22 protein-coding genes are annotated in these 23,891 nt (G+C 71.2%); 18 read left to right on the plus strand and 4 right to left on the minus strand.

Features of this window, described 5'->3' with window-relative positions:
• Positions 1-565: 565 nt before the first annotated feature.
• From ABZ738_RS30775 to ABZ738_RS30830, 12 genes are all read left to right on the plus strand, one after another.
• Complete coding sequence (locus ABZ738_RS30775) at positions 566-2,128, plus strand: MFS transporter (protein ID WP_357219106.1); 1,563 nt, start codon at positions 566-568, stop codon at positions 2,126-2,128.
• A gap of 19 nt (positions 2,129-2,147) precedes the next feature.
• Positions 2,148-2,747, plus strand: coding sequence for a TetR/AcrR family transcriptional regulator (locus ABZ738_RS30780; protein WP_357219109.1), 600 nt, complete (start codon positions 2,148-2,150; stop codon positions 2,745-2,747).
• 233 nt (positions 2,748-2,980) lie between these two features.
• The gene (locus tag ABZ738_RS30785) at positions 2,981-3,697 is read left to right on the plus strand and encodes a VTT domain-containing protein (RefSeq protein ID WP_357219112.1); all 717 of its coding nucleotides are present in this window, start codon (positions 2,981-2,983) and stop codon (positions 3,695-3,697) included.
• A 91-nt stretch (positions 3,698-3,788) separates the two neighbouring features.
• A complete protein-coding gene (locus tag ABZ738_RS30790) occupies positions 3,789-4,901 on the plus strand; it encodes a sodium:proton exchanger (RefSeq protein ID WP_176093284.1) in 1,113 nt (370 codons plus the stop codon).
• Between the two features lie 134 nt (positions 4,902-5,035).
• Positions 5,036-5,563: a crossover junction endodeoxyribonuclease RuvC gene (gene ruvC, locus ABZ738_RS30795; RefSeq protein WP_176093285.1), complete on the plus strand. Its 528-nt coding sequence runs from the start codon at positions 5,036-5,038 to the stop codon at positions 5,561-5,563.
• The gene (gene ruvA, locus ABZ738_RS30800; protein WP_131057678.1) at positions 5,560-6,162 is read left to right on the plus strand and encodes a Holliday junction branch migration protein RuvA; all 603 of its coding nucleotides are present in this window, start codon (positions 5,560-5,562) and stop codon (positions 6,160-6,162) included. The genes ruvC and ruvA overlap by 4 nt, the downstream gene beginning before the upstream one ends.
• Positions 6,159-7,229 (plus strand): Holliday junction branch migration DNA helicase RuvB, encoded by a 1,071-nt coding sequence (gene ruvB, locus ABZ738_RS30805; protein ID WP_176093286.1) that lies wholly within the window; start codon positions 6,159-6,161, stop codon positions 7,227-7,229. The genes ruvA and ruvB overlap by 4 nt, the downstream gene beginning before the upstream one ends.
• A 135-nt stretch (positions 7,230-7,364) precedes the next feature.
• On the plus strand, positions 7,365-7,703 hold the full coding sequence (gene yajC / locus ABZ738_RS30810) for a preprotein translocase subunit YajC (protein ID WP_131057677.1): 339 nt from the start codon (positions 7,365-7,367) through the stop codon (positions 7,701-7,703).
• Between the two features lie 286 nt (positions 7,704-7,989).
• Positions 7,990-9,873 (plus strand): protein translocase subunit SecD, encoded by a 1,884-nt coding sequence (secD, locus tag ABZ738_RS30815; protein ID WP_357219119.1) that lies wholly within the window; start codon positions 7,990-7,992, stop codon positions 9,871-9,873.
• 1 nt (position 9,874) lies between these two features.
• Positions 9,875-11,083, plus strand: a complete 1,209-nt coding sequence (gene secF, locus ABZ738_RS30820) for a protein translocase subunit SecF (protein ID WP_357219122.1) — start codon at positions 9,875-9,877, stop codon at positions 11,081-11,083.
• A 101-nt stretch (positions 11,084-11,184) separates the two neighbouring features.
• Entirely contained in the window at positions 11,185-11,751 is a 567-nt protein-coding gene (locus ABZ738_RS30825) for an adenine phosphoribosyltransferase (protein ID WP_131055195.1), read from the plus strand.
• Positions 11,752-11,948: 197 nt separating this feature from the next.
• Positions 11,949-14,393, plus strand: a complete 2,445-nt coding sequence (locus tag ABZ738_RS30830) for a bifunctional (p)ppGpp synthetase/guanosine-3',5'-bis(diphosphate) 3'-pyrophosphohydrolase (RefSeq protein WP_357219192.1) — start codon at positions 11,949-11,951, stop codon at positions 14,391-14,393.
• A 70-nt stretch (positions 14,394-14,463) separates the two neighbouring features.
• Here ABZ738_RS30830 and ABZ738_RS30835 read toward each other — a convergent pair whose 3' ends face one another.
• On the minus strand, positions 14,464-15,297 hold the full coding sequence (locus ABZ738_RS30835; RefSeq protein WP_131055198.1) for a peptidylprolyl isomerase: 834 nt from the start codon (positions 15,295-15,297) through the stop codon (positions 14,464-14,466).
• A 62-nt stretch (positions 15,298-15,359) separates the two neighbouring features.
• The gene (locus ABZ738_RS30840; RefSeq protein ID WP_176093289.1) at positions 15,360-16,271 is read right to left on the minus strand and encodes a peptidylprolyl isomerase; all 912 of its coding nucleotides are present in this window, start codon (positions 16,269-16,271) and stop codon (positions 15,360-15,362) included.
• Between the two features lie 247 nt (positions 16,272-16,518).
• Here ABZ738_RS30840 and ABZ738_RS30845 point away from each other — a divergent pair, with 247 nt between their 5' ends.
• Positions 16,519-17,238, plus strand: a complete 720-nt coding sequence (locus ABZ738_RS30845) for an MBL fold metallo-hydrolase (protein WP_131056184.1) — start codon at positions 16,519-16,521, stop codon at positions 17,236-17,238.
• A gap of 54 nt (positions 17,239-17,292) precedes the next feature.
• Positions 17,293-18,621: a histidine--tRNA ligase gene (gene hisS, locus ABZ738_RS30850; protein ID WP_131056186.1), complete on the plus strand. Its 1,329-nt coding sequence runs from the start codon at positions 17,293-17,295 to the stop codon at positions 18,619-18,621.
• A 94-nt stretch (positions 18,622-18,715) separates the two neighbouring features.
• On the opposite strand, the gene ABZ738_RS30855 is transcribed toward hisS, so the two are convergent.
• Complete coding sequence (locus ABZ738_RS30855; protein WP_131056188.1) at positions 18,716-19,222, minus strand: PaaI family thioesterase; 507 nt, start codon at positions 19,220-19,222, stop codon at positions 18,716-18,718.
• Positions 19,223-19,277: 55 nt separating this feature from the next.
• Between ABZ738_RS30855 and ABZ738_RS30860 the strand changes: the two genes are divergently transcribed.
• Positions 19,278-19,748: a helix-turn-helix domain-containing protein gene (locus ABZ738_RS30860; protein WP_176093291.1), complete on the plus strand. Its 471-nt coding sequence runs from the start codon at positions 19,278-19,280 to the stop codon at positions 19,746-19,748.
• Positions 19,749-19,854: 106 nt separating this feature from the next.
• On the opposite strand, the gene ABZ738_RS30865 is transcribed toward ABZ738_RS30860, so the two are convergent.
• The gene (locus ABZ738_RS30865; RefSeq protein ID WP_357219129.1) at positions 19,855-20,076 is read right to left on the minus strand and encodes a hypothetical protein; all 222 of its coding nucleotides are present in this window, start codon (positions 20,074-20,076) and stop codon (positions 19,855-19,857) included.
• A gap of 422 nt (positions 20,077-20,498) precedes the next feature.
• Here ABZ738_RS30865 and ABZ738_RS30870 point away from each other — a divergent pair, with 422 nt between their 5' ends.
• From ABZ738_RS30870 to ABZ738_RS30880, 3 genes are all read left to right on the plus strand, one after another.
• Positions 20,499-21,551 (plus strand): S1 family peptidase, encoded by a 1,053-nt coding sequence (locus tag ABZ738_RS30870; protein ID WP_357219132.1) that lies wholly within the window; start codon positions 20,499-20,501, stop codon positions 21,549-21,551.
• 280 nt (positions 21,552-21,831) lie between these two features.
• Positions 21,832-23,637 carry an aspartate--tRNA ligase gene (aspS, locus tag ABZ738_RS30875; RefSeq protein WP_131055628.1) on the plus strand — a complete coding sequence of 602 codons (1,806 nt, stop codon included), beginning with the start codon at positions 21,832-21,834 and terminating at the stop codon, positions 23,635-23,637.
• 56 nt (positions 23,638-23,693) lie between these two features.
• On the plus strand, positions 23,694-23,852 hold the full coding sequence (locus ABZ738_RS30880; protein ID WP_236145933.1) for a hypothetical protein: 159 nt from the start codon (positions 23,694-23,696) through the stop codon (positions 23,850-23,852).
• Positions 23,853-23,891 lie beyond the last annotated feature (39 nt).

Genomic DNA, 23,891 nt, shown 5'->3' on the forward strand with positions numbered 1-23,891 from the left:
GGGTGGCCCTGGCTGGCGGGGCGTGGTGGCCGCTCGCGGTGCCGGGTCCAGGTGTAACGACTGGCGGAGGCGGGCCATTCCCGTGGGGATCCGGCGTAGCCGTACTCGGGCGTTGGCCCTGCGTGCCCAGTCCCCGATTACAACGTCCTCCGCCCGCCACGAATTCCGCCGCCCTGATGCCAGGAGCCGACAAAAGCCTCATAAGCGGCGCCTGGTCAGGCATGCCCACCGGAGGTGGGTTGATTTGTTGTCGCTATGGCAGCAACAAATCAACCCACCTCCTCGCTTCTCCCGTGCCCACGCGCCGAGGCGTTAAGAGGGGACCCTTCCTTGCGTCGGGGGTCCAGCGGGGTGGGGGTGGGTGCAAGGAGGGGTCCCCTGCTAACGCCTGGTGTATAGGAAGGGTCCCTTCCTTGCATCCGGCCCGGCGGGGGTTGCGGAGTGCGGGGGGAGGGGGTGATCGGGGTCACAGTGAATACGGATCGGTTCCGTATCGAAATTGGGGGGCCTAGGCTCGGGGGGATTACGGTACTTGGCCGTATCGAAATGTGAAGGGTGTCGGGGGATGCAGCCGAACGAGAACACCGGGCACCCGAGGCGGTGGGCGATCCTGGCAGTGCTGGTGATCAGCCTGCTCGTCGTCGTCCTGGACAACACGATCCTCAACGTCGCCCTGCGTACGCTGGCCGACCCGGTGCACGGGCTCGGGGCCACCCAGGGTGAACTGGAGTGGTCCATCAACTCGTACACGCTGGTCTTCGCCGGGTTGCTGTTCACCTTCGGCGTGTGGGGTGACCGGGCCGGGCGGCGGCGGATGCTGCTGGTCGGGCTGGTCCTCTTCGGACTGGCCTCGCTGCTCTCCGCGTACGCGCAGAGCCCGACCCAGCTGATCGCGGCCCGCGCGCTGATGGGGGTCGGCGGCGCGGCGATCATGCCGGCGACCCTGTCGATCATCTCGAACGTCTTCGACCCGAGGGAGCGGGGACGGGCCATCGGTATCTGGGCCGGCGCGGTGGGGCTGGCGGTGGCGATCGGCCCGGTGCTCGGCGGACTGCTGCTGGAGCACTTCTGGTGGGGCTCGGTCTTCCTGATCAACGTGCCGGTGACGGCGCTCGGCGTGGTCCTGGTAGCGCTGTTGGTGCCCGAGTCGCGGGACCCCGCGCCGGGGCGCGTCGACGTGGTCGGTGTGCTGCTCTCGGTCGTCGGTCTGGTGACCCTGACGTTCGGCATCATCGACGGCGGCGAGCACGGCTTCGGTCGCCCGCTGGTCTGGGCCACGATTCTCGGCGGCCTGGCGGTGCTGGCCTGGTTCGTCGCGTACGAGCGGCGCAGCAGCCACCCGTCGCTGGACGTACGACTGTTCCGGGTGCCGCGTTTCGCCGCGCCGGTGGCGATGATCGGGCTGGTCTTCTTCGCCGCCATGGGCGTGATGTTCTTCAGCTCGTTCTATCTGCAACTGGTACGCGGCTACAGCCCGTTGCAGACCGGCCTGCTCTTCCTGCCGTTCGCGGTGGCCCAGCTGGTCTTCGCGCCCCGTAGCGCCACCATGGTCCGCCGGTACGGTGCACGGGCGGTCTCGGCGGTGGGACTGCTGTTGACCACGGTGTCGTTGGGCGCGTTCGCCTTCGTCGACGCCACCACGCCGATCTGGGTGGTGCTGGTCGTCTTCTTCCTGCAGGGGACCGGGATGGCGAACATCATGCCGCCCGCCACGGAGTCGATCATGTCGGCGCTGCCCCGGGAGAAGGCGGGCGTCGGTTCCGCCGTCAGCAACACCATCCGCCAGGTGGCCGCCGCGCTCGGTGTCGCGGTGATCGGCTCGGTGCTGGCCGCCGGGTACCGCACCGGCATCGCCCCGACCGTGGCGGACCTGCCGGCCGAGGCACGGGCGGTGGCCGGGGAGTCGATCTCCGGCGCGTACGGCGTGGCCGGTCAGCTCGGGCCGGCGGCGCCGCAGGTGATCGCGGCGGCCGACGACGCCTTCGTCTCGGCCATGCACCTGTCTGCGGTACTCGCCGCGCTGGTCGCGGCGGCCGGTGTCGCGGTGGCGCTGCGCTGGATGCCGGGGCGGGCCGCCGCCGCAGCGCCGACGCCGGTCGGCGAGCCCGAGTTGGCCGGTACGCCCTGATGTCAGGAACAATGCCGGCATGACGAGCAGCGCGGACGCCCCGCGACCGCCCGGTCGGCCGCGGAGCGTCCGCGCGGACGAGGCCATCGTCGAGGCGACCCTGGATCTGCTGGCGGAGGGCAGCACGATCGAGGCGATCTCGGTGGAGGCGATCGCCGCCCGGGCCGGAGTCGGCAAGGCCACCATCTACCGACGGTGGCCGGGCAAGAACGCGCTGCTGAGTGACGCGTTGCGGACGCTCAAGGGCGACCCGCCGCAGCCGGCCGGCGGGTCCGTCCGGGAGGACCTGATCACCCTGGTCAGCGCCATCGGGCATCACATCGACCCACGTGCGGCGAAGATCATGCCGTGTCTGGTGCCGGTGGTGAAACGAGACCCCGAGCAGTACGCGCTCTACCAGAACATCATCGAGCCGCGCCGCGCGGTGATGCGGGAGGTGCTGCGACGCGGCGTACGCGACGGTGAACTCCGCGCCGACCTCGACGTCGAGGTCACCATGGCCATGCTCACCGGCCCGATGCTCATCCAGCGGGTGATGAACTGGAACCCCGACCTCGACACGACGACCCTCCCGGAGAAGGTCGTCGACCAGGTGCTGGAGGGCATCACCGCCCGCTGACCACAAGCCGGAACCTCGCCCGGACCACGGCACGGTCCGGAAGTACGGCACGGTCCGCAGTGCGGCGCGGCGGGACGCGTTGGTACGAGAGGACGGCTCACGACCCGCCGCAACGCCCGTGACCTGCGCGGATCGGTGTGAGCTGATGTCGGGCACCGGGGCGATCGAAGGCGGCCTAGACTACGGGCGTCCCGCGCCGGTCGGGACGAATGCCGCGGTCTTCGGAGGTCTCCGTGTCGACGCCCATCACCACCACCCTGGCTCTCGGCCCGGACTGGCTCGATCCGGAGTGGTTGATCTCGACCTTCGGGTTGATCGGCATCCTGGTGATCGTCTTCGCCGAGTCGGGCCTGCTGATCGGGTTCTTCCTGCCGGGTGACTCGTTGCTGTTCACCACCGGCCTGCTGGTCGCCGACGGGCAGTACATCAAGTATCCGCTGTGGCTGGTGTGCCTGCTCATCACCATCGCCGCCATCGCCGGGGACCAGGTGGGATACCTGTTCGGCCGCAAGGTCGGGCCGGCGCTGTTCCGGCGCCCGAACTCCCGTTTGTTCAAGCAGGAGAACCTGCTCAAGGCCCATGACTTCTTCGAGAAGTACGGTGCCCGGTCGATCGTGCTGGCGCGCTTCGTGCCGATCGTCCGGACGTTCACCCCGATCGTGGCCGGGGTGAGCCGGATGAACTACCGCACCTTCGTCATCTACAACGTGGTGGGCGGCATCCTCTGGGGCACCGGCGTGACGGTGCTCGGCTACTTCCTGGGCCAGATCCCGTTCGTCAAGACGAACATCGAGTTCATCCTCATCGCCATCGTGGCGATCTCGGTCCTGCCGATCGTGTTCGAGCTGCTGCGGGCGCGGATGGCCGCCAAGCGGGGCGCCACGCCGCAGGAGCGCGCGGCGGCCGAGGAGGCGATCCGCGAGACCCGGGAGCACTACGGCAAGCACTGAGCGTCGCCACGGTGACCCGGGCGCCGTCGTCCGGGTCACACCGGCCACCGGAGATGGTGGTCCCGGTGGTGCCGCCCCATAAGGTGCGATCATGCAGACGCCGGCGGCCGAGATCGATCAACCCCGCCGGGACGTCGGGCGCCTGGTGGACCTGTTCCTGTGGGGTGCGACCGCACTCGGTGCGATGCTCGCGGCCCTGGCCCATCTCAGCGGCGCGGCGCCGGTGCTGCGGTTCTTCGTCGTGTTGGCCGCGATCACCCTCGCCTCGGCGGTGCTCGGGCGGTCGCTGGACCAGCTCGGTGGCCGGATGCGTCCGGCCGCCATCGGCACGTTCCAGGCCGTGGTCGGCAACCTGCCCGAGCTGATCATCTGCATCTTCGCGCTCCGCGCCGGCCTGGTGGCCGTGGTGCAGGCCGCGCTGATCGGGTCGGTGCTCAACCTGCTGCTGCTGGGCAACGGAATGTCCTACCTGGCCGGCGGGCTGCGCAACGGCACGATGAGCATCGACGGTCGGCACGCCAAGGTCACCCGGGTCATGCTCGTGCTCCTGATGGCCACCCTGATCACCCCGGCGATCGCGGTGAACCTCGGCACCCCCGCCGCCGAACACACCACCGCGGTCTCCTACGTGGTGGCGATCGCCCTGCTCACCGTCTTCGTGGTGTCGCTGCCGTTCCGGCTCGGCAAGGACGCCGACGCGCCGCCGCCGGTGCACAACGGGGCCGGTGAGGCCAAGGTGGGCACGTGGCCGCTGCCGCGCGTACTGGTGCTGGTGACCGTGGCCGGTCTGCTCATCGCGTTCGAGGCGGACTGGCTGATGGACGCCCTGCTGCCGGCGACCGAGGCGATGAACCTCAACGCCGCCTTCGTCGGTCTCTTCCTGGTGGCCACCGTCGGCAACCTGTCGCAGCTCGCCCCGGCGGTGCAGCTCAGCCTGCGGGGCGACGCCGACACCGCCACCGCGATCACCATGGAGGGCGCGCTCCAGGTCGCGTTGATGCTGGCCCCGGTGCTCATGCTGATCGCCCCGCTGCTCGGCGCCGGCGAGTTCACGCTGATCTTCCCGCCGTTGCAGATCGTCGCGGTCATCGTGGCCGCCCTGCTCGTCGTCTTCGTGACCATCGACGGCACGGTCAATCACCTCGAAGGTCTGGCGCTGGTGGCGCTCTACACCGTGCTCGGTTCGCTGTTCTGGTGGGGATGAGACCGGGTCGGGCCACACGGCGACTCCGGTGGCGTGGTGCGACGGTGCCGGGCGTGTCCCGGAGCGTGGCTCGCGGACGGCATCGGTAGGGTGTCGAACACACGTACTGGCCGGTGGCCGGGGGAGGAGGCGGCGTGCGGGTGCTCGGCGTCGACCCGGGGCTGACCCGGTGTGGGGTCGGCGTGGTCGAGGGGGTCCCCGGGAAGCCCTGCACGTTGATCGCCTACTACGTCGTCTACACCGATCCCGGTGACGAGCTGCCGGCCCGCCTGCTGCATCTGGACCGTTCGCTGACCGAGCTGGTCGCCGAGCACCGGCCGGACAGTGTGGCCGTGGAGCGGGTGTTCAGCCAGCACAACGTGCGTACGGTGATGGGCACCGCGCAGGCCAGCGGGATCGCCGTACTCGCCGGGGCGCGCGCCGGGCTGCCGGTGCAGACGTACACGCCGAGCGAGGTGAAGGCGGCGGTGACCGGCTCCGGGAAGGCGGACAAGGCGCAGATCACGGCGATGGTCACCCGGCTGCTGCGGCTGCCCGAGCCGCCGCGCCCGGCCGACGCCGCGGACGCCCTCGCGCTGGCCATCTGCCACGTGTGGCGCGGCGGCACCCGGTCCAAGCTGGCCGTCGCGGCGGACCGGGCGAGACGAGGAGGAGCGAGATGATCGCCAGTGTGCGCGGTGTGGTGACCGCGACCGGCCCGGCCCATGCGGTGATCGAGGTGGGTGGCGTCGGCCTGGCCGTGCAGTGCGCCCCCGGCACCATCGCCGACCTGCGGGTGGGTCAGTCGGCACGGCTGGCCACCAGCCTGGTGGTGCGGGAGGACTCGCTCACCCTCTACGGCTTCGCCGACGACGACGCGAGGGCGCTGTTCGAGCTGCTCCAGACCGCGAGCGGGGTGGGGCCCCGGTTGGCCCAGGCGGTGCTCGCGGTGCACACCCCGGACGCGGTACGCAAGGCGATCGCCAACGCCGACACGGGCGCGCTGACCCGCGTACCCGGGATCGGCAAGAAGGGCGCCGAGCGTCTGGTGCTGGAGCTGCGCGACCGGATCGGCCCGGTGGCCGTCGGTGCCGACGGCGCGGCCGGGGTGACCGGTGGGGCCTGGCCGGAGCAGGTCCGTCAGGCGCTGATCGGGCTCGGCTGGACGGCCGGTCAGGCCGACCAGGCGGTCACCGCCGTCGCGGAGACCGTGGACGGTCCCACGCCGCCGGTGCCGGTGCTGCTCAAGCAGGCCATCCGGCTGCTGGGCCGGTCCCGGTGACCGCGCCCGACGGCGGGCTGGTCTCGGCGTACGTCAGCGAGGCGGAGCGCGACGCGGAGGTCAGCGTCCGGCCGAAGCGGCTGGACGAGTTCATCGCCCAGCACCGCGTCCGCGACCAGCTCGACCTGCTGTTGCAGGGCGCGATGCGGCGCGGCTCGCCACCGGACCACATCCTGCTCTCCGGGCCGCCCGGCCTCGGCAAGACCACCCTGGCCAACATCGTCGCCGCGGAGCTGGGCACCGGCATCCGGGTGACCAGCGGCCCGGCGATCGAGCGTTCCGGCGACCTGGCCGCGATCCTGACCAGTCTCGCCGAGGGCGACGTGCTCTTCATCGACGAGGTGCACCGGATCGCGCGGCCGGCCGAGGAACTGCTCTACAGCGCGATGGAGGACTTCCGGGTCGACGTGGTGGTCGGCAAGGGGCCGGGCGCCACCGCCATCCCGCTCGACGTCGAGCCGTTCACGCTGGTCGGGGCGACCACCCGGGCCGGTCTGCTGACCAGCCCGATGCGGGACCGCTTCGGGTTCGTCGCCCACCTCGACTTCTACGCCCCCGCCGAGTTGGAGCTGCTGCTGCACCGCTCGGCCCGGATCCTCGGTGTGCCGATCACCGACGACGGGGCGGTGGAGATCGCCGGCCGGTCGCGGGGCACCCCCCGGATCGCCAACCGCCTGCTGCGCCGCGTCCGCGACTTCGCCGAGGTACGCGCCGACGGGGTGGTCACCGTCGAGACGGCCCGCGCGGCGTTGACCGTGTACGACGTGGACGCGCTCGGCCTGGACCGGCTCGACCGGGCGGTGCTGACCGCCCTGGTGGACTCGTTCCGGGGTGGCCCGGTCGGCCTGTCGACCCTGGCCGTGGCCGTCGGGGAGCAGCCGGACACGGTGGAGGAGGTCTGCGAGCCGTTCCTGGTGCGGGCCGGGCTGCTGGCCCGTACGCCGCGCGGCCGGGTGGCGACCGATGCCGCCTGGCACCACCTGGGACGTACACCCCCGAATGGTACATTTGGGGCCGAGGCTGCCGCTGTGCCCGATCTCTTCTCCGTGGACAGCGACCAGCCGTGATCTGTTCGTGATCTGTGCCGCATTCGGCGTTCCCAGATAGAGCGACTAGACTCGCCGCGGTCCGCACAGGATGTGAAAATCCGCCTCCGCTCGGTGTCAGCACCGTGACGGAGGCCAATGGGAAGGTCTACAACCGTGCACTACGCAGCAGAAGGCGGAGGAGCGGCGGGCTTCACGCCGATCCTCATGATCGCGCTGCTCTTCGGCGTCATGTACTTCATGATGATCCGCCCGCAGCAGAAGCGCCGCCGCGAGGCCGAGGCGATGCAGACCGGCCTCTCCGTCGGCGACGAGGTGGTCACCATCGGCGGGCTCTACGGCACGGTCACCGGCGTGGAGGACGACAGCGTCCTGCTCGAGATCGCTCCCGGAGTGCAGACCCGCTACGCCCGTCCGGCGATCGCCCGGGTGGTCACCAAGGCGGAGCGACCGGTCGAGTCGCCCGTCGAGGAGAGCGACACCGTCAAGGACTGAGCACCGACCACCCGGTCGACCGTCGCGCGGCGGTCATGCCCGGATGGAGCCGCCCGCACGCGTCCCCGAGCGGGTGGTCGCCGCACGCGGCGCGCGTGTGACAACTGGATAGATGGCCGACGCCGGGCGTCGGTGCTCCGGCTCGACCGGTCCACGCGCCCGCGTCGACCACCCGAGGCGGCGGCGCCGGCCCGGGCGCCGTCGGAAGGCAGACCGTGGGCCGGGCAGCCGGCCGACCCGCCGCCGCGCCCGCGGCGGCGCGACCGTACAGGGAGACAGGACAGCCGTGGCACCACCTCAGGGACAGATGCGCCCGGGACGGCAGTTGGCCGTACTCGGGGCCATCTTTGTCGTCCTCTACCTTTTGGTGTTCTTCTCGGCCGGCGCCAGCGGGGGCTGGAAGGACCGGCTCGAGCCTCGTCTCGGTCTTGACCTGGTCGGTGGTACCCGGCTGACGCTGGAGGCCACCAACACCCTCGACGGACGGGCCCCGACGGCGGAGAACCTCGAACAGGCCCGACAGATCATCGAGAGCCGGGTCAACGCGTACGGCGTGGCCGAGGCCGAGGTGATCACCGAGGGCGACCGCAACATCGTCATCTCCCTGCCCGGCGAGAACCGCGACCTCACCGAGGTCGGCAGCGCCGCCGAGCTGCGCTTCCGCAAGGTGCTGAAGATCGCCGACGGCAGCGGCACGGTCCAGGCCCCGGCGCCGACCCCGAGCGGGGCCGTCGAGCCGACGCCGTCCGGCGACGCCGCCGCGAGCCCGTCGCCCACGCCCGAGGCCGAGGTCACCTCCTCGCCGTCGGCCGGCGGCCAGGGCGGTGGCGCGCCGACCCCGACGCCCACCGAGTCGCCCGCCGCGACGCCCTCGCCGTCGCCGAGCGCGGAGGAGGACGTGCCGCAGAGCGTCGAGGAGCAGCGGCAGGCCGTCGAGCAGAAGGTCGGCGCCGAGGCGTGGGCCGCCGCCACCGGCCTCCAGGCCCCGGCGGACCTGGCGGCCGACCCGTCGCTGGCCGAGAAGCTCGCGCCCTTCGCCGAGCTGTCCGGCCGCGAGGTCGCGGTGCTGCCGACGCAGATGCAGTTCAACGTGCCGACCATCAGCTGCCTCCAGCTCGACGACCGGCCGCCGGCCTCGATCTCCGACCCGGAGCAGCAGGCGGTCTCCTGTGAGGCCGGTTCCATCAAGAACCTGCTGGACGTGGCGAAGGTGCTCGGCACCGACGTCAGCAGCGCCACCGCGGTGCGCGACCAGACCAGCCAGTGGGTGGTCAGCCTGGACTTCACCCGCAGCGGCGGGGAGAAGTGGACCGCGCTGACCCGCGAGGCGTTCAACAACGAGGGCCAGGCCTGCGACGCCTCCGCGCTCGGTGACGAGGGGCGCTGCCGGGTCGCGGTGGTGCTGGACAACCAGATCATCTCGTCGCCGCAGATCCAGGGCGTGCTCGTCGGCAGCTCGCAGATCACCGGCAACTTCACCAACGCCGAGGCCAGCGAACTGGCCGGCTACCTCAGCTACGGCGCGCTGCCGGTCACCTTCGAGGCGCAGGAGCAGCAGAACGTCACCGCCACGCTGGGCGCCAGCCACCTGCGGGCCGGTCTGCTCGCGGCCGGCATCGGCATGCTGCTGGTCATCATCTACTCGTTCTTCTACTACCGCCTGCTCGGCTCGGTCATCTTCCTGAGCCTGGTCGCGTCGGCGCTGCTCCTCTTCGGCGCCATGGTGTTCCTCGGCCGGCAGATCGGCTTCACGCTCACCCTCGCCGGCATCGCCGGCATCATCGTCTCGCTCGGTGTGGCGGCGGACTCCTTCGTCATCTACTTCGAGCGACTCAAGGACGAGATCCGCGAGGGCCGCAGCCCGCGCAGCGCGGTGCCGCGAGCCTGGATCCGGGCCCGCCGGACGATCATCTCGGCGAACGCCATCACCATCCTGTCGGCGGTGGTGCTCTACATCGTCTCGGTCGGCACGGTGAAGGGCTTCGCCTTCGCCCTCGGTCTGGCCACGGTGCTCGACCTGCTCGTGGTCTTCCTGTTCCGACACCCGATCATGACGATGCTCGCCAGCACCAAGGCGTTCCTGTCCCCGCGGGTCAGCGGGCTCGGCCGGGTGCTGCCCGCCCGCTCGGCGCCGACCCAGCCCCGCAACCAGCGCGCCAAGGAGGCGTGACATGTCCGCTGAGAACGGTCTGGCAGCTCGCCTCTACCGGGGCGAGGCCGGCCTCAACATCGTCGGCCGGCGCAAGATGTGGTTCACCATCGCCGCGGTGCTGGCGACGATCGCACTGGCCAGCGTCATCTTCACCGGGTTCAAGCTCGGCATCGAGTTCGCCGGCGGCAACTCGTTCCAGATCCCGACCAGCGTCGGCACCCTCCAGGACGCCGAGGCGGCCACGAAGGACGTTGTCGCTGCCCAGGGCGGCCAGGTGGTCACCGCGCAGCAGGTCGGCGGCGGTGGCGGCAACTTCTACGAGCTGCGGACCACCGAGCTGAACGGCGAGCAGGTCCAGGCGGTCAAGACCGCCCTCGGCCAGCAGTTCACCATCGACCCGGAGTCGATCAGCAGCAACCGGGTCAGCGAGGCGTGGGGCAGCCAGGTGACCAACCGGGCCCTGCTCGGTCTGGTCATCTTCCTCGCGCTGGTCACCGTCTACCTGGTCCTGCGCTTCGAGCTGAACATGGCCATCGCGGCGCTCTTCTCGCTGCTGATGAACCTGGTCCTCACCGCCGGCATCTACTCGATCGTCGGCTTCGAGGTCACTCCGTCGACGATCGTCGGATTCCTCACCATCCTCGGCTTCGCCCTGTACGACGTGGTGGTGGTCTTCGACAAGGTGCAGGAGAACACCAGAGGGATCACCGCGAACAACAACCAGACGTACGGCGAGGCGGCCAACCTGGCCGTCAACCAGAGCCTGATGCGGTCGATCAACACCTCGGTGGTCGCTCTGCTCCCGGTCGGTGCCATCCTGTTCATCGGGGCCGGCCTGCTCGGCGCGGGCACCCTGAAGGACCTCGGTCTGGTGCTGTTCGTCGGTATGGCGATGGCCTTCATCACCTCGATCACGCTGGCCACGCCGCTGCTGGTGGTGCTCAAGAACCGCGACCCGCGGATCGACGCGCACAACAAGCGGGTGCAGGCCCGGCGGGCCGGGATCGCCAAGGGCGAGACGCCCGCCAAGGGCTCCCGCAAGGCGGCGTCGACCGAGGCGATCGAGGCGGACGAGGAGCCGGTGACCGCCGAGACGGGTGCCGCCCTGGCCGGTGCCGCCGCGCCGAAGGTGGGCGCGCGTCCGGCCGGCAAGCGTTCCGGCGGGGCCCGTGGTGGCCGCCCCGGCGGTGGGGGCGGTAACCGCCCGGGTGGCGCCAAACGGCGCTGACCGGGCCGGGACCGACCCGGTAGGGACGAACACGACGGCGTCCTGCATGCTGTGCGAGCAGCGTGCAGGGCGCCGTTGTCTGGTGGAAGGGACCAAGCGTCGTGACGGAGACCCACAGCAGCGCGGTACGCGGCGACAGCGGCCCGGAGACCGCCCGGCTGGTGGCCAGCCGGGTGCTGGACGTGCCCGACTTCCCGAAGCCGGGCGTCATGTTCAAGGACCTGATGCCCCTCTTCGCCGACGGTGAGACCTTCCGGACGGTGATCGACGGGATCGTCGCGCACCACGGGCGGGACTCCTTCGACACGGTGGTCGGCATCGAGGCGCGCGGGTTCGTGGTCGCCGCCGCGATCGCGTACGCGACCGGGGTCGGTGTGGTGCCGGTGCGTAAGGCCGGCAAGCTGCCCCGCCCGGCGTACGCCGCCTCGTACGAGCTGGAGTACGGCGAGGCGACGCTGGAGGTGCACCAGGACGCCTTCACGGCGGGACACCGGGTGCTGGTCGTGGACGACGTCCTCGCCACCGGCGGCACCGCCGCGGCCACGCTGGACCTGGTGGAACGGGCCGGTGGCACGGTCGCCGGTTTCACCGTGCTGCTGGAGCTCTCCTTCCTGGGCGGGCGGGCGAAACTGGCGCCCCGTCCCGTCCATGCCCTGCTGACCGTTTGAACCGACCCGCCCCCGGCGACGGAGGCGGCACGGTACGTCCGGCGGAGCGGCAGGGCACCGTCGGTGCGGGTAGCATTGCCCATTGCTGACCGGACGGTGAGCCGTCCGAGAGGCGCGAGACCAGACCGGCCGACGCACGGTCGGTGTTTCCCCGGCGAGCGGTGAGGAGGCCGGTGTCCCACGATGTCGTCCCTCCGGTGGAGGGCACGGTGCACCCGACAGGTGACGCGAACGGCTCGCTGACCGACCCCGACGGCGCCACACCGGCCGTCGCCGGGGCACCCGGCCGGGTGCCGCCCAGCGGCGACGTGGCGGTCCCCACCGCGTCCGACGGCGCGTCCGTCGCGACCACCGGTGACCCGTTGCCGAGCAGCGGATTCGGGCTCTCCAACGCGCCCACCGGCCGACGGGTCCGGGCGCGGCTGGCGCGGTTCAACGCGCCGTGGCAGTCCTCGCAGGTCAGCGAGGTGTTGGAGCCGCTGATCTCGTCGCACCGGGAGAACCATCCCAAGGCGGACGCCCGGCTGCTGCAACGGGCCTTCGACACCGCCGCGCGGTGGCACTCGGGTCAGTACCGCAAGTCCGGCGACCCGTACATCACGCACCCGCTCGCGGTGGCCACCATCCTGGCTAACCTGGGCATGGACACCACCACGCTGGTCGCCGCGCTGCTGCACGACACCATCGAGGACACCGAATACTCACTGGACCAGATGCGGACGGACTTCGGTGGCGAGGTCGCGCTGCTGGTCGACGGCGTCACCAAGCTCGACAAGGTCAAGCTCGGCGACGCGGCGAAGGCCGAGACGATCCGCAAGATGGTCGTCGCCATGGCCAAGGACCCGCGTGTCCTGGTGATCAAGCTGGCCGACCGGCTGCACAACATGCGGACGCTCTCCTTCCTGCCCGCGCCCAAGCGGGAGCAGAAGGCCAAGGAGACGCTGGAGATCCTCGCCCCGCTGGCCCACCGCCTGGGTATGAACACCATCAAGTGGGAGCTGGAGGACCTCGCGTTCGGGACGCTGTTCCCGAAGCGGTTCGAGGAGATCAACCGGTTGATCGGGGAGCACCAGCCGCAGCGTGAGGCATTGCTGCGGCAGGTGACGCAGAAGGTGCAGGTGGATCTGAAGGCCGCCAAGATCAAGGCGGAGACGACGGGTCGGCCGAAGCACCTCTACTCGATCTACCAGAAGATGATCGTGCGGGGTCGGGACTTCAACGACATCTACGACCTGGTGGGTGTGCGGATCCTGGTCGACACGGTGCGGGACTGCTACGCGGCGTTGGGGGTCATCCACGCGAACTGGCAGCCGGTGCCGGGGCGGTTCAAGGACTACATCGCGATGCCCAAGTTCAACATGTACCAGTCGCTGCACACCACGGTGATCGGGCCGACCGGCAAGCCGGTGGAGATGCAGATCCGCACGTACGCGATGCACCGTACGGCGGAGTTCGGCATCGCGGCGCACTGGAAGTACAAGGAGAAGGGCACCCAGATCGTCGGTCCGCCGGCGCACATCGACGAGATGACCTGGCTGCGGCAGTTGCTGGACTGGCAGCGGGAGGCGGCGGACCCGAGCGAGTTCCTGGACGCGTTGCGGTTCGACCTGTCCAGCCAGGAGGTGTACGTCTTCACCCCGAAGGGCGACGTGATCCCGTTGCCGACGGGGTCGACGCCGGTGGACTTCGCGTACGCGGTGCACACCGAGGTGGGGCACAAGTGCATCGGGGCGCGGGTCAACGGCAAGTTGGTGCCGTTGGAGTCGACGCTGTCCAACGGCGACGTGATCGAGATCTTCACCTCGAAGTCGGAGACGGCCGGGCCGACGCAGGACTGGTTGGGCTTCGTCAAGAGCCCCCGGGCGCGGACGAAGATCCGGCAGTACTTCAACAAGGAGCGGCGCGAGGAGGCGATCGAGGAGGGCAAGGACGCGATCGTCAAGGCCATGCGCAAGCAGGGCATGCCCCTGCAGCGGATGCTCACCTCCGACAACCTGATGGCGATCGCCCGGGACCTGCACCTGGCCGACGTGGCGTCGTTGTACGCGGCGGTGGGGGACAGCCAGGTCTCCGCGCAGTCCGTGGTGCAGAAGCTGATGGCCACCTACGGCGGCGAGGAGGGTGCGGCCGAGGACATCGCGGAGACGGCGGTGGCCACCCGGCCGCCGCGCAGCCGGGCCTCCAGCCACGACCCGGGTGTGGTCGTACGCGGTGTCAGCGACGTCTGGATCAAGCTGGCCCGCTGCTGCACCCCGGTGCCGCCGGACACGGTGTTCGGCTTCGTCACCCGGTCCGGCGGGGTGAGCGTGCACCGCGACGACTGCGCCAACTCCGAGGACCTGCGCGCCCAGGGCGAACGGGTGGTCGAGGTGAGTTGGAAGCTCACCTCCGCCTCGACGTTCCTGGTCGCCATCCAGGTGGAGGCGCTGGACCGGCACAAGCTGCTCGCCGACGTCACCCGGGTGCTCTCCGAGGAGCGGGTCAACATCCTCTCCGCCACCGTCACCACCACCCGGGACCGGGTGGCGGTGAGCCGGTTCAGCTTCGAGATGGCCGACCCGAAGCACCTGGGGCATCTGCTGGCCGCCGTCCGCAAGGTCGACGGGGTCTTCGACGCCTACCGGGTCACCTCCGGCGCCTGACGCGTACGACCGGACGACGAAAAGCGCCCGCCGGCTCAGCCGGCGGGCGCTCTCGCGTGGAACCGAGGCGTCAGGCGTCGCTCATGGTGAGGTCGGTGATGACGATCTCCTTCTTCGGGTGACCGCCGCCGGCCTGCTGGGCGAACGCGCCGTCGTCACCGGCGGCGGCGACGTCGTTGACGATGTCCATCCCGCCGGTGATCGTGCCGAGCACGGTGTAGTTCGGGTCCAGCGGCGAGTCGCCGTAGACGATGAAGAACTGGCTGCCGGTGCTGGACGGCTGGCCCGAGTTGGCCATCGCGATGACGCCGGCCTCGTACGGCGGGCGCTTGTCGGTGGGCAGGTTCTCCTCCGGCATGCGGTACGCCGGGCCGCCGGTGCCGTCGGTCTCGCGCCAGCCGTCGCCGGTGGAGCTCGGGTCGCCGCACTGGAGCACCTTGATGCCCTCGGTCACCAGCCGGTGGCACTTGGTGTTGTCGAAGAAGTTCTGCTCGGCCAGGTGGGTGAAGCTGCCTGCGGTGCAGGGCACCGCCGACCGGTCGATCCGCGCGGTGATCGGGCCGAGGTTCGTGGTGATCGTCATGGTCTGGGTGCCGACCCGGCTCTGCTCGGCGTTCGGCAACCCGACGTCCTTGGTCGTCGGGGTCCGCTCACCCGCCGGGATCTCCACCCAGCCGCACTCCGCGGTGCTGCCGCCCTGGGCGGCGGTGTCGCCGCCGCTGTCGTCGCCGATCAGGTTGGTGGCGAGCCAGGCCGTGCCGGCGACCACCAGCAGCAGGACCACTCCGGCCCCGACCACCGCCTGGGTCTGGCGGCGCTTGCGCGCCCGCGTGGCCCGCTCGGCCATCTCCTTCTCGAGCCGGGCGCGGGCCGCCGCGCGCTGCCGCTCTCTGGTGGACGTCACGCCTCGATCCTCCTGGACTGTATGTGGATGCCGCTGGGGCGGGTGGAACCGCCGATTACCGGTCAGCCGGCGCTTGCGCTGGCCTCGGGCGCGCCGGATGCCGCCGGGCTTGCCGTGCCCGCCGGCGTGGGCTCGGCCGGCGACGCCGGGTCCAGCCCCGGCTCGCCGACGGTCAGGCTCTGGATGACCACGTCGTCGTCCTTCGGCTTGACCTTCTCCCCAGCCTCATTCTCCACGGTCGGCAGTGCGCCGATCTTCTCCACCACGTCCAGGCCGCCGGTGACCCGGCCGATGACCGGGAAGCTCGGCTCGGCGGTGGTGAAGTCCTCGAAGAAGATCAGGAACTGGCTGCCGTTGGCACCCGGCGGGTTGCTGATCATCGCCACCGTGCCCTTGGGGTACGTGGGCGGCTGGTCCGGCGACGGGCTGGGCGACGCCTCCGGGGCGGTCGGCACGTTCTCGTTGTGGAACGAGTACGACGGGCCGCCGAGACCGGTGCCGCTCGGGTCGCCGCAGCGCACCGCCCCGTCGGCCGTGATCTCGTGGCACTTGGTGTCGTTGTAGAAGCCCTGCCCGGCCAGGTGGGCGATGCTCGCGGCGGCGCACGGGGCGTTCGCGAGGTCCAGCTCGACCGAGATCGGGTCGCCCTGGTTGGTGGTGATCGTCATCGGTTGGGTGCCGGTCACCGGCAGGCCCGTGGCGGCCGGCTCGCCGACCTGGCGGAGGTTCGGGTTGCCCTCGGTGTTCTGCGGGGTCCAGAGGCAGACCTCGTCGTTCGCGGTGTCCTGTGTCGGCTCGCTGTCGAAGGCGCCCAGCGCCCACGCCGAACCGGCGACGACGAGCACGAGGATCAGGGCGGTGCCGACACCGGCTCGGATCCGTCGGCGGCGCCTGACGGTGGCGGCCCGGCGGGCCTGTTGCCGGTCGAGCTTGGCCCGCGCCAGTTTGCGCTGCCGGTCCCTGCTGGAAGCCACCCGTGCTCCCCTTTCCTCTACCCTGGTCGTCACCTGGTGGTCGCGTACCCGTCGGGCGGCAGGTGCGCCACGCCACACGCCCGCCAGAGTGTACGGGTACCGGCTGGGAAAGTCGTGTACGAGGTCGGTGCACATCCGCATCGGAGTCCGTCACTGCCCCCGCGCGCCGGTGGGACGACCGGCCCGAGCCCGCCGGGGGACGCCGGTAGGCTGCTGGCGAGGACGACTCGACGGAAGGGGAGCGGACGTGCTCGTGGCCGGCTTTCCCGCGGACGCCTTCGGCACCAACTGCTATGTGGTCGCCGCCGCGCCGGGGGAGCAGTGCGTGGTGGTCGACCCCGGCATCGGGGTGATCGACCGGCTCGACGCGCTGCTCGCCGAGCATCGACTGCACCCGGCGGCCGTGCTGCTCACCCACGGGCACCTCGACCACACCTTCTCCGTCGCGCCGGTGTGCGGCGCGCGCGGCATCACCGCGTACGTGCACCCGGCGGACCGGGAGTTGCTGGCCGACCCGACCAAGGCCCTGTCGATGGACCTCACCCAGCTCTTCGGTGGCCGGCTGCCGTACGCCGAGCCGGAGGATGTCGCCGAGCTGTCCGACGGGACGACGCTCAGCCTCGCCGGTCTGGAGATCACCGTCGACCACGCACCGGGCCATACCGGCGGGTCGGTGCTGTTCCGGCTGCCCGGCGCCGGCTCGCCGTGGGAGGCCGAGCAGATCTGTCTCTCCGGTGACGTGCTGTTCGCCGGCTCGATCGGCCGCACCGACCTGGCCGGTGGCGACATGCCGACGATGGTCGCCAGCCTGCGGGACAAGATCCTCCCGCTCGCCGACGACACCGTCGTGCTGCCCGGCCACGGCCCCACGACCACCATCGGCCGCGAGCGCGCCACCAACCCGTACCTCGTCGAGGTGGCCGGGATGGGCGGCGGACGACCGGCGGCCCCCACCCGCGGCCTGTAGTCGCCGCGGACCAGGACCTCCCCGCGCCGCTCGCGCGGGTGCCGAAGGAGCATCATGAGCAAGCCCACGCCCATCTCCGGCTTCCCGGAGTGGACGCCCGCCCAGCGGATGATCGAGCAGTACGTCCTGGACCGGATCCGGTCCACCTTCGAGCTGTACGGCTTCGCGCCGCTGGAGACCCGGGCCGTCGAGCCGCTGGACCAGTTGCTGCGCAAGGGGGAGACCTCGAAGGAGGTCTACGTGATCCGGCGCCTCCAGGGCGATCCGGAGGGTCCGGCCGGTGACGACGCCCTCGGCCTGCACTTCGACCTCACCGTGCCGTTCGCCCGGTATGTGCTGGAGAACGCCGGCAAGCTCCAGTTCCCGTTCCGCCGCTACCAGATCCAGAAGGTGTGGCGGGGCGAACGCCCTCAGGAGGGCCGGTACCGCGAGTTCCTCCAGGCGGACATCGACATCGTCGACCGGGACACCCTCGCCGGGCACCACGAGGCGGAGATGCCGCTGGTCATCGGCGACGCGTTGCGGGCGTTGCCGATCCCGCCGGTACGCATCCAGGTCAACAACCGCAAGATCTGCGAGGGGTTCTACCGGGGCATCGGGCTGACCGACCCGGAGGCGACGCTGCGCGCGGTCGACAAGCTCGACAAGATCGGCCCGGCCGGCGTGACGGAGCTGCTGGCGACCACGGCCGGGGCGAGCGAGGCGCAGGCCAAGGCATGTCTGGCGCTGGCCGAGATCTCCGCGCCGGACGCCTCGTTCGCCGACGCGGTCCGCGCGCTCGGGGTCAGCGACCCGTTGCTGGACGAGGGGGTCGCGGAGCTGACCGCCGTGGTGGAGACCGCCGCCGCGCACTCGCCCGGTCTCTGCGTGGCCGACCTGCGGATCGCCCGTGGCCTGGACTACTACACCGGCACGGTCTACGAGACGCAGATGATCGGGTACGAGAAGTTCGGCTCGATCTGCTCCGGCGGCCGGTACGACAACCTGGCCAGCGCCGGGACCACCCGCTTCCCCGGGGTGGGCATCTCGATCGGGGTGACCCGGCTGCTCGGTCTGCTCTTCGGCGCCGAGGCGCTGACCGTCTCCCGGTCCGTGCCGACCTGTGTGCTGGTGGCGGTGACCAACGAGGAGCTGCGGGCCGACAGCAACCGGGTCGCCGAGGCGCTGCGGTCGCGGGGCGTACCCACCGAGGTGTCGCCGAGCGCGGCGAAGTTCGGCAAGCAGATCCGGTACGCGGAGCGACGCGGCATCCCGTACGTCTGGTTCCCGGGCGCGGAGGGTGCCCCCGACGAGGTGAAGGACATCCGCTCCGGTGAGCAGGTCGTCGCGGCGGCGGGGGAGTGGTCGCCGCCTCGGGCGGACCTGACACCGCTGGTCAGCTGAACCCGGATGTAAGGAAGGGCCCCCTGCTAACGCCTCGCGTATAGCAGGGGGCCCTTCCTAACGTCGGGCCGAGCAGCCGGCAGCGGTGGAGCCCTCACTCCAGGGGGAGCAGCAGGCAGCTCGACGTGGCGTGCGCGACGAGGCGGGACCGCCCGTCGGTCAGTCGGGCCTCGGCCAGGGCGGTCCGTCGACCGCGTTGCAGCACGGTGCCTTCGCAGCGAAGCGTCCCGGAGCGGACGGTCACCGGGCGGAGAAACTTCACGTTGAGGTCCAGCGAGGTGTAGCCCATGCCGACCGGCAGCGTGGTGTGTACGGCGCACGCGGCGGCGGTGTCCAGCAGCGTGGAGAGCACGCCGCCGTGCACGGTGCCGAGCGGGTTGTAGTGGAACTCCTGCGGCTCCAGTTCGACGACGACCCGGCCCTCCTCGGCCTCCATCCGGGACATGTCGATCAGGTGCATCACCGGTGGGGCGGCCAGCTCCCCGGCGATCATCGCGCGGAGCAGTTCCAGTCCGCTGCGCCGGCCGACCTGGTCGGCGTTGAGGCCCGGGTCGGACCAGGAGAAGGTGCGGCTGCGCGTCGCCCCCTGCGTCTGCGTCATGGACGCAGCCTGTCAGGGCTTGCTGGGTCTGTCAATCAGACCTAGCCTGGCGGGCATGAGACCCGTGGCCCTGGACTGGTCGATCGACAACTGCACGGTCGCCCGCGCCATGGAGGTCCTCGGCGAGAAGTGGACCCTGGTGGTGCTCCGCGAGGTGTTCAGCGGCGTCCGCCGCTTCGACGACATGCGGGTACGCACCGGCGTCCCCCGGCAGGTGCTGGCCAACCGGCTGGCCACACTGGTCGCGCAGGGGGTGCTCCGGCGGGAGCCGTACCGCGAGCCGGGCAGCCGGCTGCGACACGAGTACCGGCTCACCCCCAAGGGAATGGATCTGTGGCCGGTGCTGGTCGCCGTGCTGGCCTGGGGGGACCGGTACCTCGCCGACCCGGAGGGGCCGCCGCTGAGCGTCGGACACCGCGACTGCGGCGCCGAGGTCGGGGTGGAACTGCACTGCGCGGACGGGCACCACGTCACCGACGCGCGTGACGTCGTGCCGCGTCCGGGGCCGGGCGCCCGTCGACGATGACGCCCGGCCGGTCTCCGGCGATGATGCCCGGCCGGTCTCCGGCGGTGGTGCCCGGCCGGCTTCCGGCGGTGGTGCCCGGCCGGCTTCCGGCGGTGGTGCTCGGCGGCTACCAGGCGAAGCCGACGGGGTAGGAGACGTTCGCCAGGACCTGCTGGCCGCTGGCGTTCGGGTGGAAGTAGTCCCAGCCGGAGAGCTGGGAGAGGCTGAACGGGTAGCCGAAGACCGCGTTGTCGTCGTACCGGCAGTTCGACCCGTACGCGGCGCAGGCGGCGGCGAGCTGGCCGTTGAAGTCGATCACCCGCTGCCGTACCCGGTGGCGTCGGTCCACCTCGGTCTGGGCGGTGGAGGTCGGGTTGGCCAGCAGCGACTGGCCGGTGCAGGCGCGTTCGCGTCGATCAGGATGGTGACGTACCCGGCTCCCCGGCTGACAGCGGTGCCGGGCCGGGTGCGGCCAGGGCGGGGGCGGCGGCGAGGGTGGCCAGCGCGCGTCGGACGAGGGTCATGGGTGGCCTCCGGTTCACGGTTGCCGGGTGGCGGCGGTGACCAGAGCGTATAGATGACCGTCTGTGTCCACAATGTTGCAGAGAGATGACTTGGGGGTGGTTGGTCGATTCGGCCGGAGGCGGGGCTTGTTGACGATCTTAAATGTGTGAATACTTTCCCTCGCTTGGCCATTTCCCCAGGTGGCCGAGTTGCCCCCGCTCCTGTCGACGTGACAGGGCACGAAACCCCCTACCGGGAGGCTGTTACATGCGACCCACAAGGTCAATGCTTCGCCGCGTCTTCTCCGTCGCCGCCGCCGGAACTCTGGTCGCCGGCGTACTGGCCGGTGCCCCGGCCCAGGCGGCGCCCGCGTCCGCCACACCCGACGCGGCCTCCGCCCTCGCCGACCGCCTCGGCGACCGCGCGGCGGGTGCCTACGCCGACGCCAGCGGCGCCATGGTCGTCGCGGTGACCGACGCCGTCGCGGCCCGCCAGGTGGCCGCCGCCGGCGCCACCCCGAAGCTGGTCACGCGTGGTGCCACCGAGCTGAACCGGGCCACCGCGGTGCTGGAGCGCTCCGCCGCGATCCCGGGCACCGCCTGGTGGACCGACCCCGCCACCAACCAGGTCGTCGTCTCCGTCGACAGCACCGTCACCGGCGCCAAGCTGGAGCGGGTCAAGGCCGCCGCCGCCCGCACCAACGGCGCCGTCCGCATCGAGGCCCAGGCCGGTGTGCTGAGCACCCGCATCTCCGGTGGCGAGGCGATCTACGCGCAGGGTGGCGGACGCTGCTCGCTCGGCTTCAACGTGCGCGCCGGCAGCACCTACTACTTCGTGACCGCCGGCCACTGCACCAACATCGCCGCGAACTGGTACAGCAACTCGGCGCAGACCGCGCTGCTCGGTTCGCGTACCGGCAGCGTCTTCCCGGGCAGCGACTACGGCATCGTCCGCTACGCCAACCAGAGCGTCGTGCAGCCGGGCAACGTCTACCTCCACAACGGCACCTACCGGGAGATCACCGCTTCCGGCAACGCGTACGTCGGCCAGTCGGCGCAGCGTTCCGGCAGCACCACCGGTGTGCGCAGCGGCTCGGTGACCGCCCTCAACGCCACCGTCAACTACGCCGAGGGTCAGGTGCGCGGCCTGATCCGGACCAACATCTGCGCCCAGCCGGGCGACAGCGGCGGTTCGCTCTTCAGCGGCACCATCGCGCTCGGCTTGACCTCCGGCGGCAGCGGCAACTGCAGCATCGGCGGCACCACCTTCTTCCAGCCCATCGGACCGGTGCTGAGCCGGTACGGCGTCAGCGTCTACTGACCCGTACTCACGTATCTGACCTTCTCCTCCGCCAGCGGGCCGCCGGATTCCTCCTCCGGCGGCCCGCCCGGCTTGTAAGCAGGGGTCCCCTGCTAACGCCTGCGGTATAGGAAGGGTCCCCTGCTAACGCCAACCGGCGCGCTGGTGTTAGTAGGGGACCCCTGCTATGCACGAGGCGTTAACAGGGGGCCCTTCCTTGCACCCGGGGAACGGGGACGGGTGAGGGCTGACAGAATGCCGGGAGCAACGGACGTAGAGCCAGACGAGGGAGACGCACGTCGTGATCCGTACCCATGACGCCGGCAGCCTGCGCGCGACGGACGCCGGCACCACGGTGACGCTCGCCGGGTGGGTGGCCCGCCGGCGCGACCACGGCGGTGTCATCTTCGTCGACCTGCGCGACGCCTCCGGCGTGGTCCAGGTGGTCTTCCGCGAGGAGGACGCGCACGCGCTGCGCAACGAGTACTGCGTCAAGGTCGTCGGTGAGGTCACCCGTCGCCCGGCGGGCAACGAGAACCCGGAGCTGCCGACCGGCGAGATCGAGGTGACCGCCGCCGAGTTGGACGTGCTCTCCGAGGCCGCTCCGCTGCCGCTGCCGATCGACGACCAGGTGGTGGCCGGCGACGACGTCCGCCTCAAGTACCGCTATCTCGACCTGCGCCGGGGCGGCCCGGCCCGGGCGATGCGCCTGCGCTCGCGGGCCAACCAGCTCGCCCGTGGCGTGTTGCACGAGCGGGACTTCCTGGAGATCGAGACGCCGACGCTGACCCGGTCCACCCCGGAGGGCGCCCGCGACTTCCTGGTCCCGGTCCGCCTGCAACCCGGCAGCTGGTACGCGCTGCCGCAGTCCCCGCAGCTGTTCAAGCAGCTGCTCATGGTCGGCGGCATGGAGCGGTATTACCAGATCGCCCGCTGCTACCGCGACGAGGACTTCCGGGCCGACCGGCAGCCGGAGTTCACCCAGCTCGACATCGAGATGTCCTTCGTCACCGAGGAGGACGTGATCGACCTCGGTGAGGAGATCGCCGCCGCCCTCTGGTCGGACCTGGCCGGGTACGAGATCCCGCGCCCGATCCCGCGCATCACCTGGCACGACGCCATGGCCCGGTACGGCTCGGACAAGCCGGACCTGCGCTACGGCGTGGAGCTGACCGAGCTGACCGACTACCTGCGCGGCACCCAGTTCCGGGTCTTCGCCGGGGCGATCGACGCGGGCGGGTACGTCGGTGCGGTGGTGATGCCCGGCGGCGCCGGTCAGACCCGCAAGGAACTGGACGGCTGGCAGGACTGGGCCAAGGCGCGCGGTGCCAAGGGACTGGCGTACGTGGTGTTGGACGCCGAGACCGGCGAGCCGCGCGGGCCGGTGGCGAAGAACCTCTCCGCCGAGCACCTGGCCGGGCTGGCCGACGCCGTCGGCGCCAAGCCGGGCGACGCCGTCTTCTTCGCTGCCGGCCCGGAGGCACGCCCGGCCCAGGAGCTGCTCGGTGCGGCCCGGATCGAGATCGCCAAGCGGGCCGGTCTGGTCGACGAGAGCGCCTGGGCGTTCTGCTGGGTGGTGGACGCGCCGATGTTCGAGAAGACGGACGATGGTGGCTGGACGGCCGTGCACCACCCGTTCACCTCGCCGAACGCCGAGTGGATGGACCGCTTCGAGGAGGCGCCGGACCGGGCGCTGGCCTACGCGTACGACATCGTCTGCAACGGCAACGAGATCGGCGGCGGCTCGATCCGTATCCACCGTCGTGAGGTGCAGCAGCGGGTCTTCGAGCTGCTCGGTATCACGCCGGAGGAGGCGCAGGACAAGTTCGGCTTCCTGCTGGAGGCGTTCAGCTACGGCCCACCCCCGCACGGCGGTATCGCGTTCGGCTGGGACCGGGTCTGCATGCTGCTCGCCGGTGTCGACTCGATCCGCGAGGTCATCGCCTTCCCGAAGACGCGCGGCGGCTTCGACCCGCTGACCGGCGCGCCCACCCCGATCACCGGGCAGCAGCGCGCCGAGGCCGGTATCGACGCCAAGCCGAAGCCGGCCCAGGTCCCGCACACCGGCACCGCCGGTCCGGCCGCCCCGGTCGCCGACCCCACCTGACCGACACCGCGTGAGGTCGGCGGGCGACGCGCCCGCCGACCTCATATCGCGTGGCCGTGGCCCGGCGGGAGGGCCTGGACCCGACCGGCCTGCACACCACCACCGGGGTCGCTGCCGGGGTGCTCCGTCCCGGCGAGGTGCGTCTGGATTCCACGCGCGCCGCCACGCTCCTGCGGACGCGGTTGCGTGGCGTCACCGAGCTTCTCGCCGTCTGAGTCGAACCACGAACACCGCTCCGCCCGGATGCACGATCT

The sequence above is a fragment of the Micromonospora sp. NPDC047793 genome, assembly GCF_040642635.1.
Taxonomy (GTDB): Bacteria; Actinomycetota; Actinomycetes; order Mycobacteriales; family Micromonosporaceae; genus Micromonospora.

Bases quoted from the DNA above. Each gene is read 5' to 3' on its own strand.
- secF (WP_357219122.1), top strand. From the start codon at position 9,875: ATGTCCGCTGAGAACGGTCTGGCAGCTCGCCTCTACCGGGGCGAGGCC.
- ABZ738_RS30790 (WP_176093284.1), top strand. From the start codon at position 3,789: ATGCAGACGCCGGCGGCCGAGATCGATCAACCCCGCCGGGACGTCGGG.
- ABZ738_RS30780 (WP_357219109.1), top strand. From the start codon at position 2,148: ATGACGAGCAGCGCGGACGCCCCGCGACCGCCCGGTCGGCCGCGGAGC.
- ABZ738_RS30855 (WP_131056188.1), bottom strand. From the start codon at position 19,222: ATGACGCAGACGCAGGGGGCGACGCGCAGCCGCACCTTCTCCTGGTCC.
- ABZ738_RS30860 (WP_176093291.1), top strand. From the start codon at position 19,278: ATGAGACCCGTGGCCCTGGACTGGTCGATCGACAACTGCACGGTCGCC.
- ABZ738_RS30775 (WP_357219106.1), top strand. From the start codon at position 566: ATGCAGCCGAACGAGAACACCGGGCACCCGAGGCGGTGGGCGATCCTG.
- ABZ738_RS30870 (WP_357219132.1), top strand. From the start codon at position 20,499: ATGCGACCCACAAGGTCAATGCTTCGCCGCGTCTTCTCCGTCGCCGCC.
- hisS (WP_131056186.1), top strand. From the start codon at position 17,293: ATGAGCAAGCCCACGCCCATCTCCGGCTTCCCGGAGTGGACGCCCGCC.
- ruvA (WP_131057678.1), top strand. From the start codon at position 5,560: ATGATCGCCAGTGTGCGCGGTGTGGTGACCGCGACCGGCCCGGCCCAT.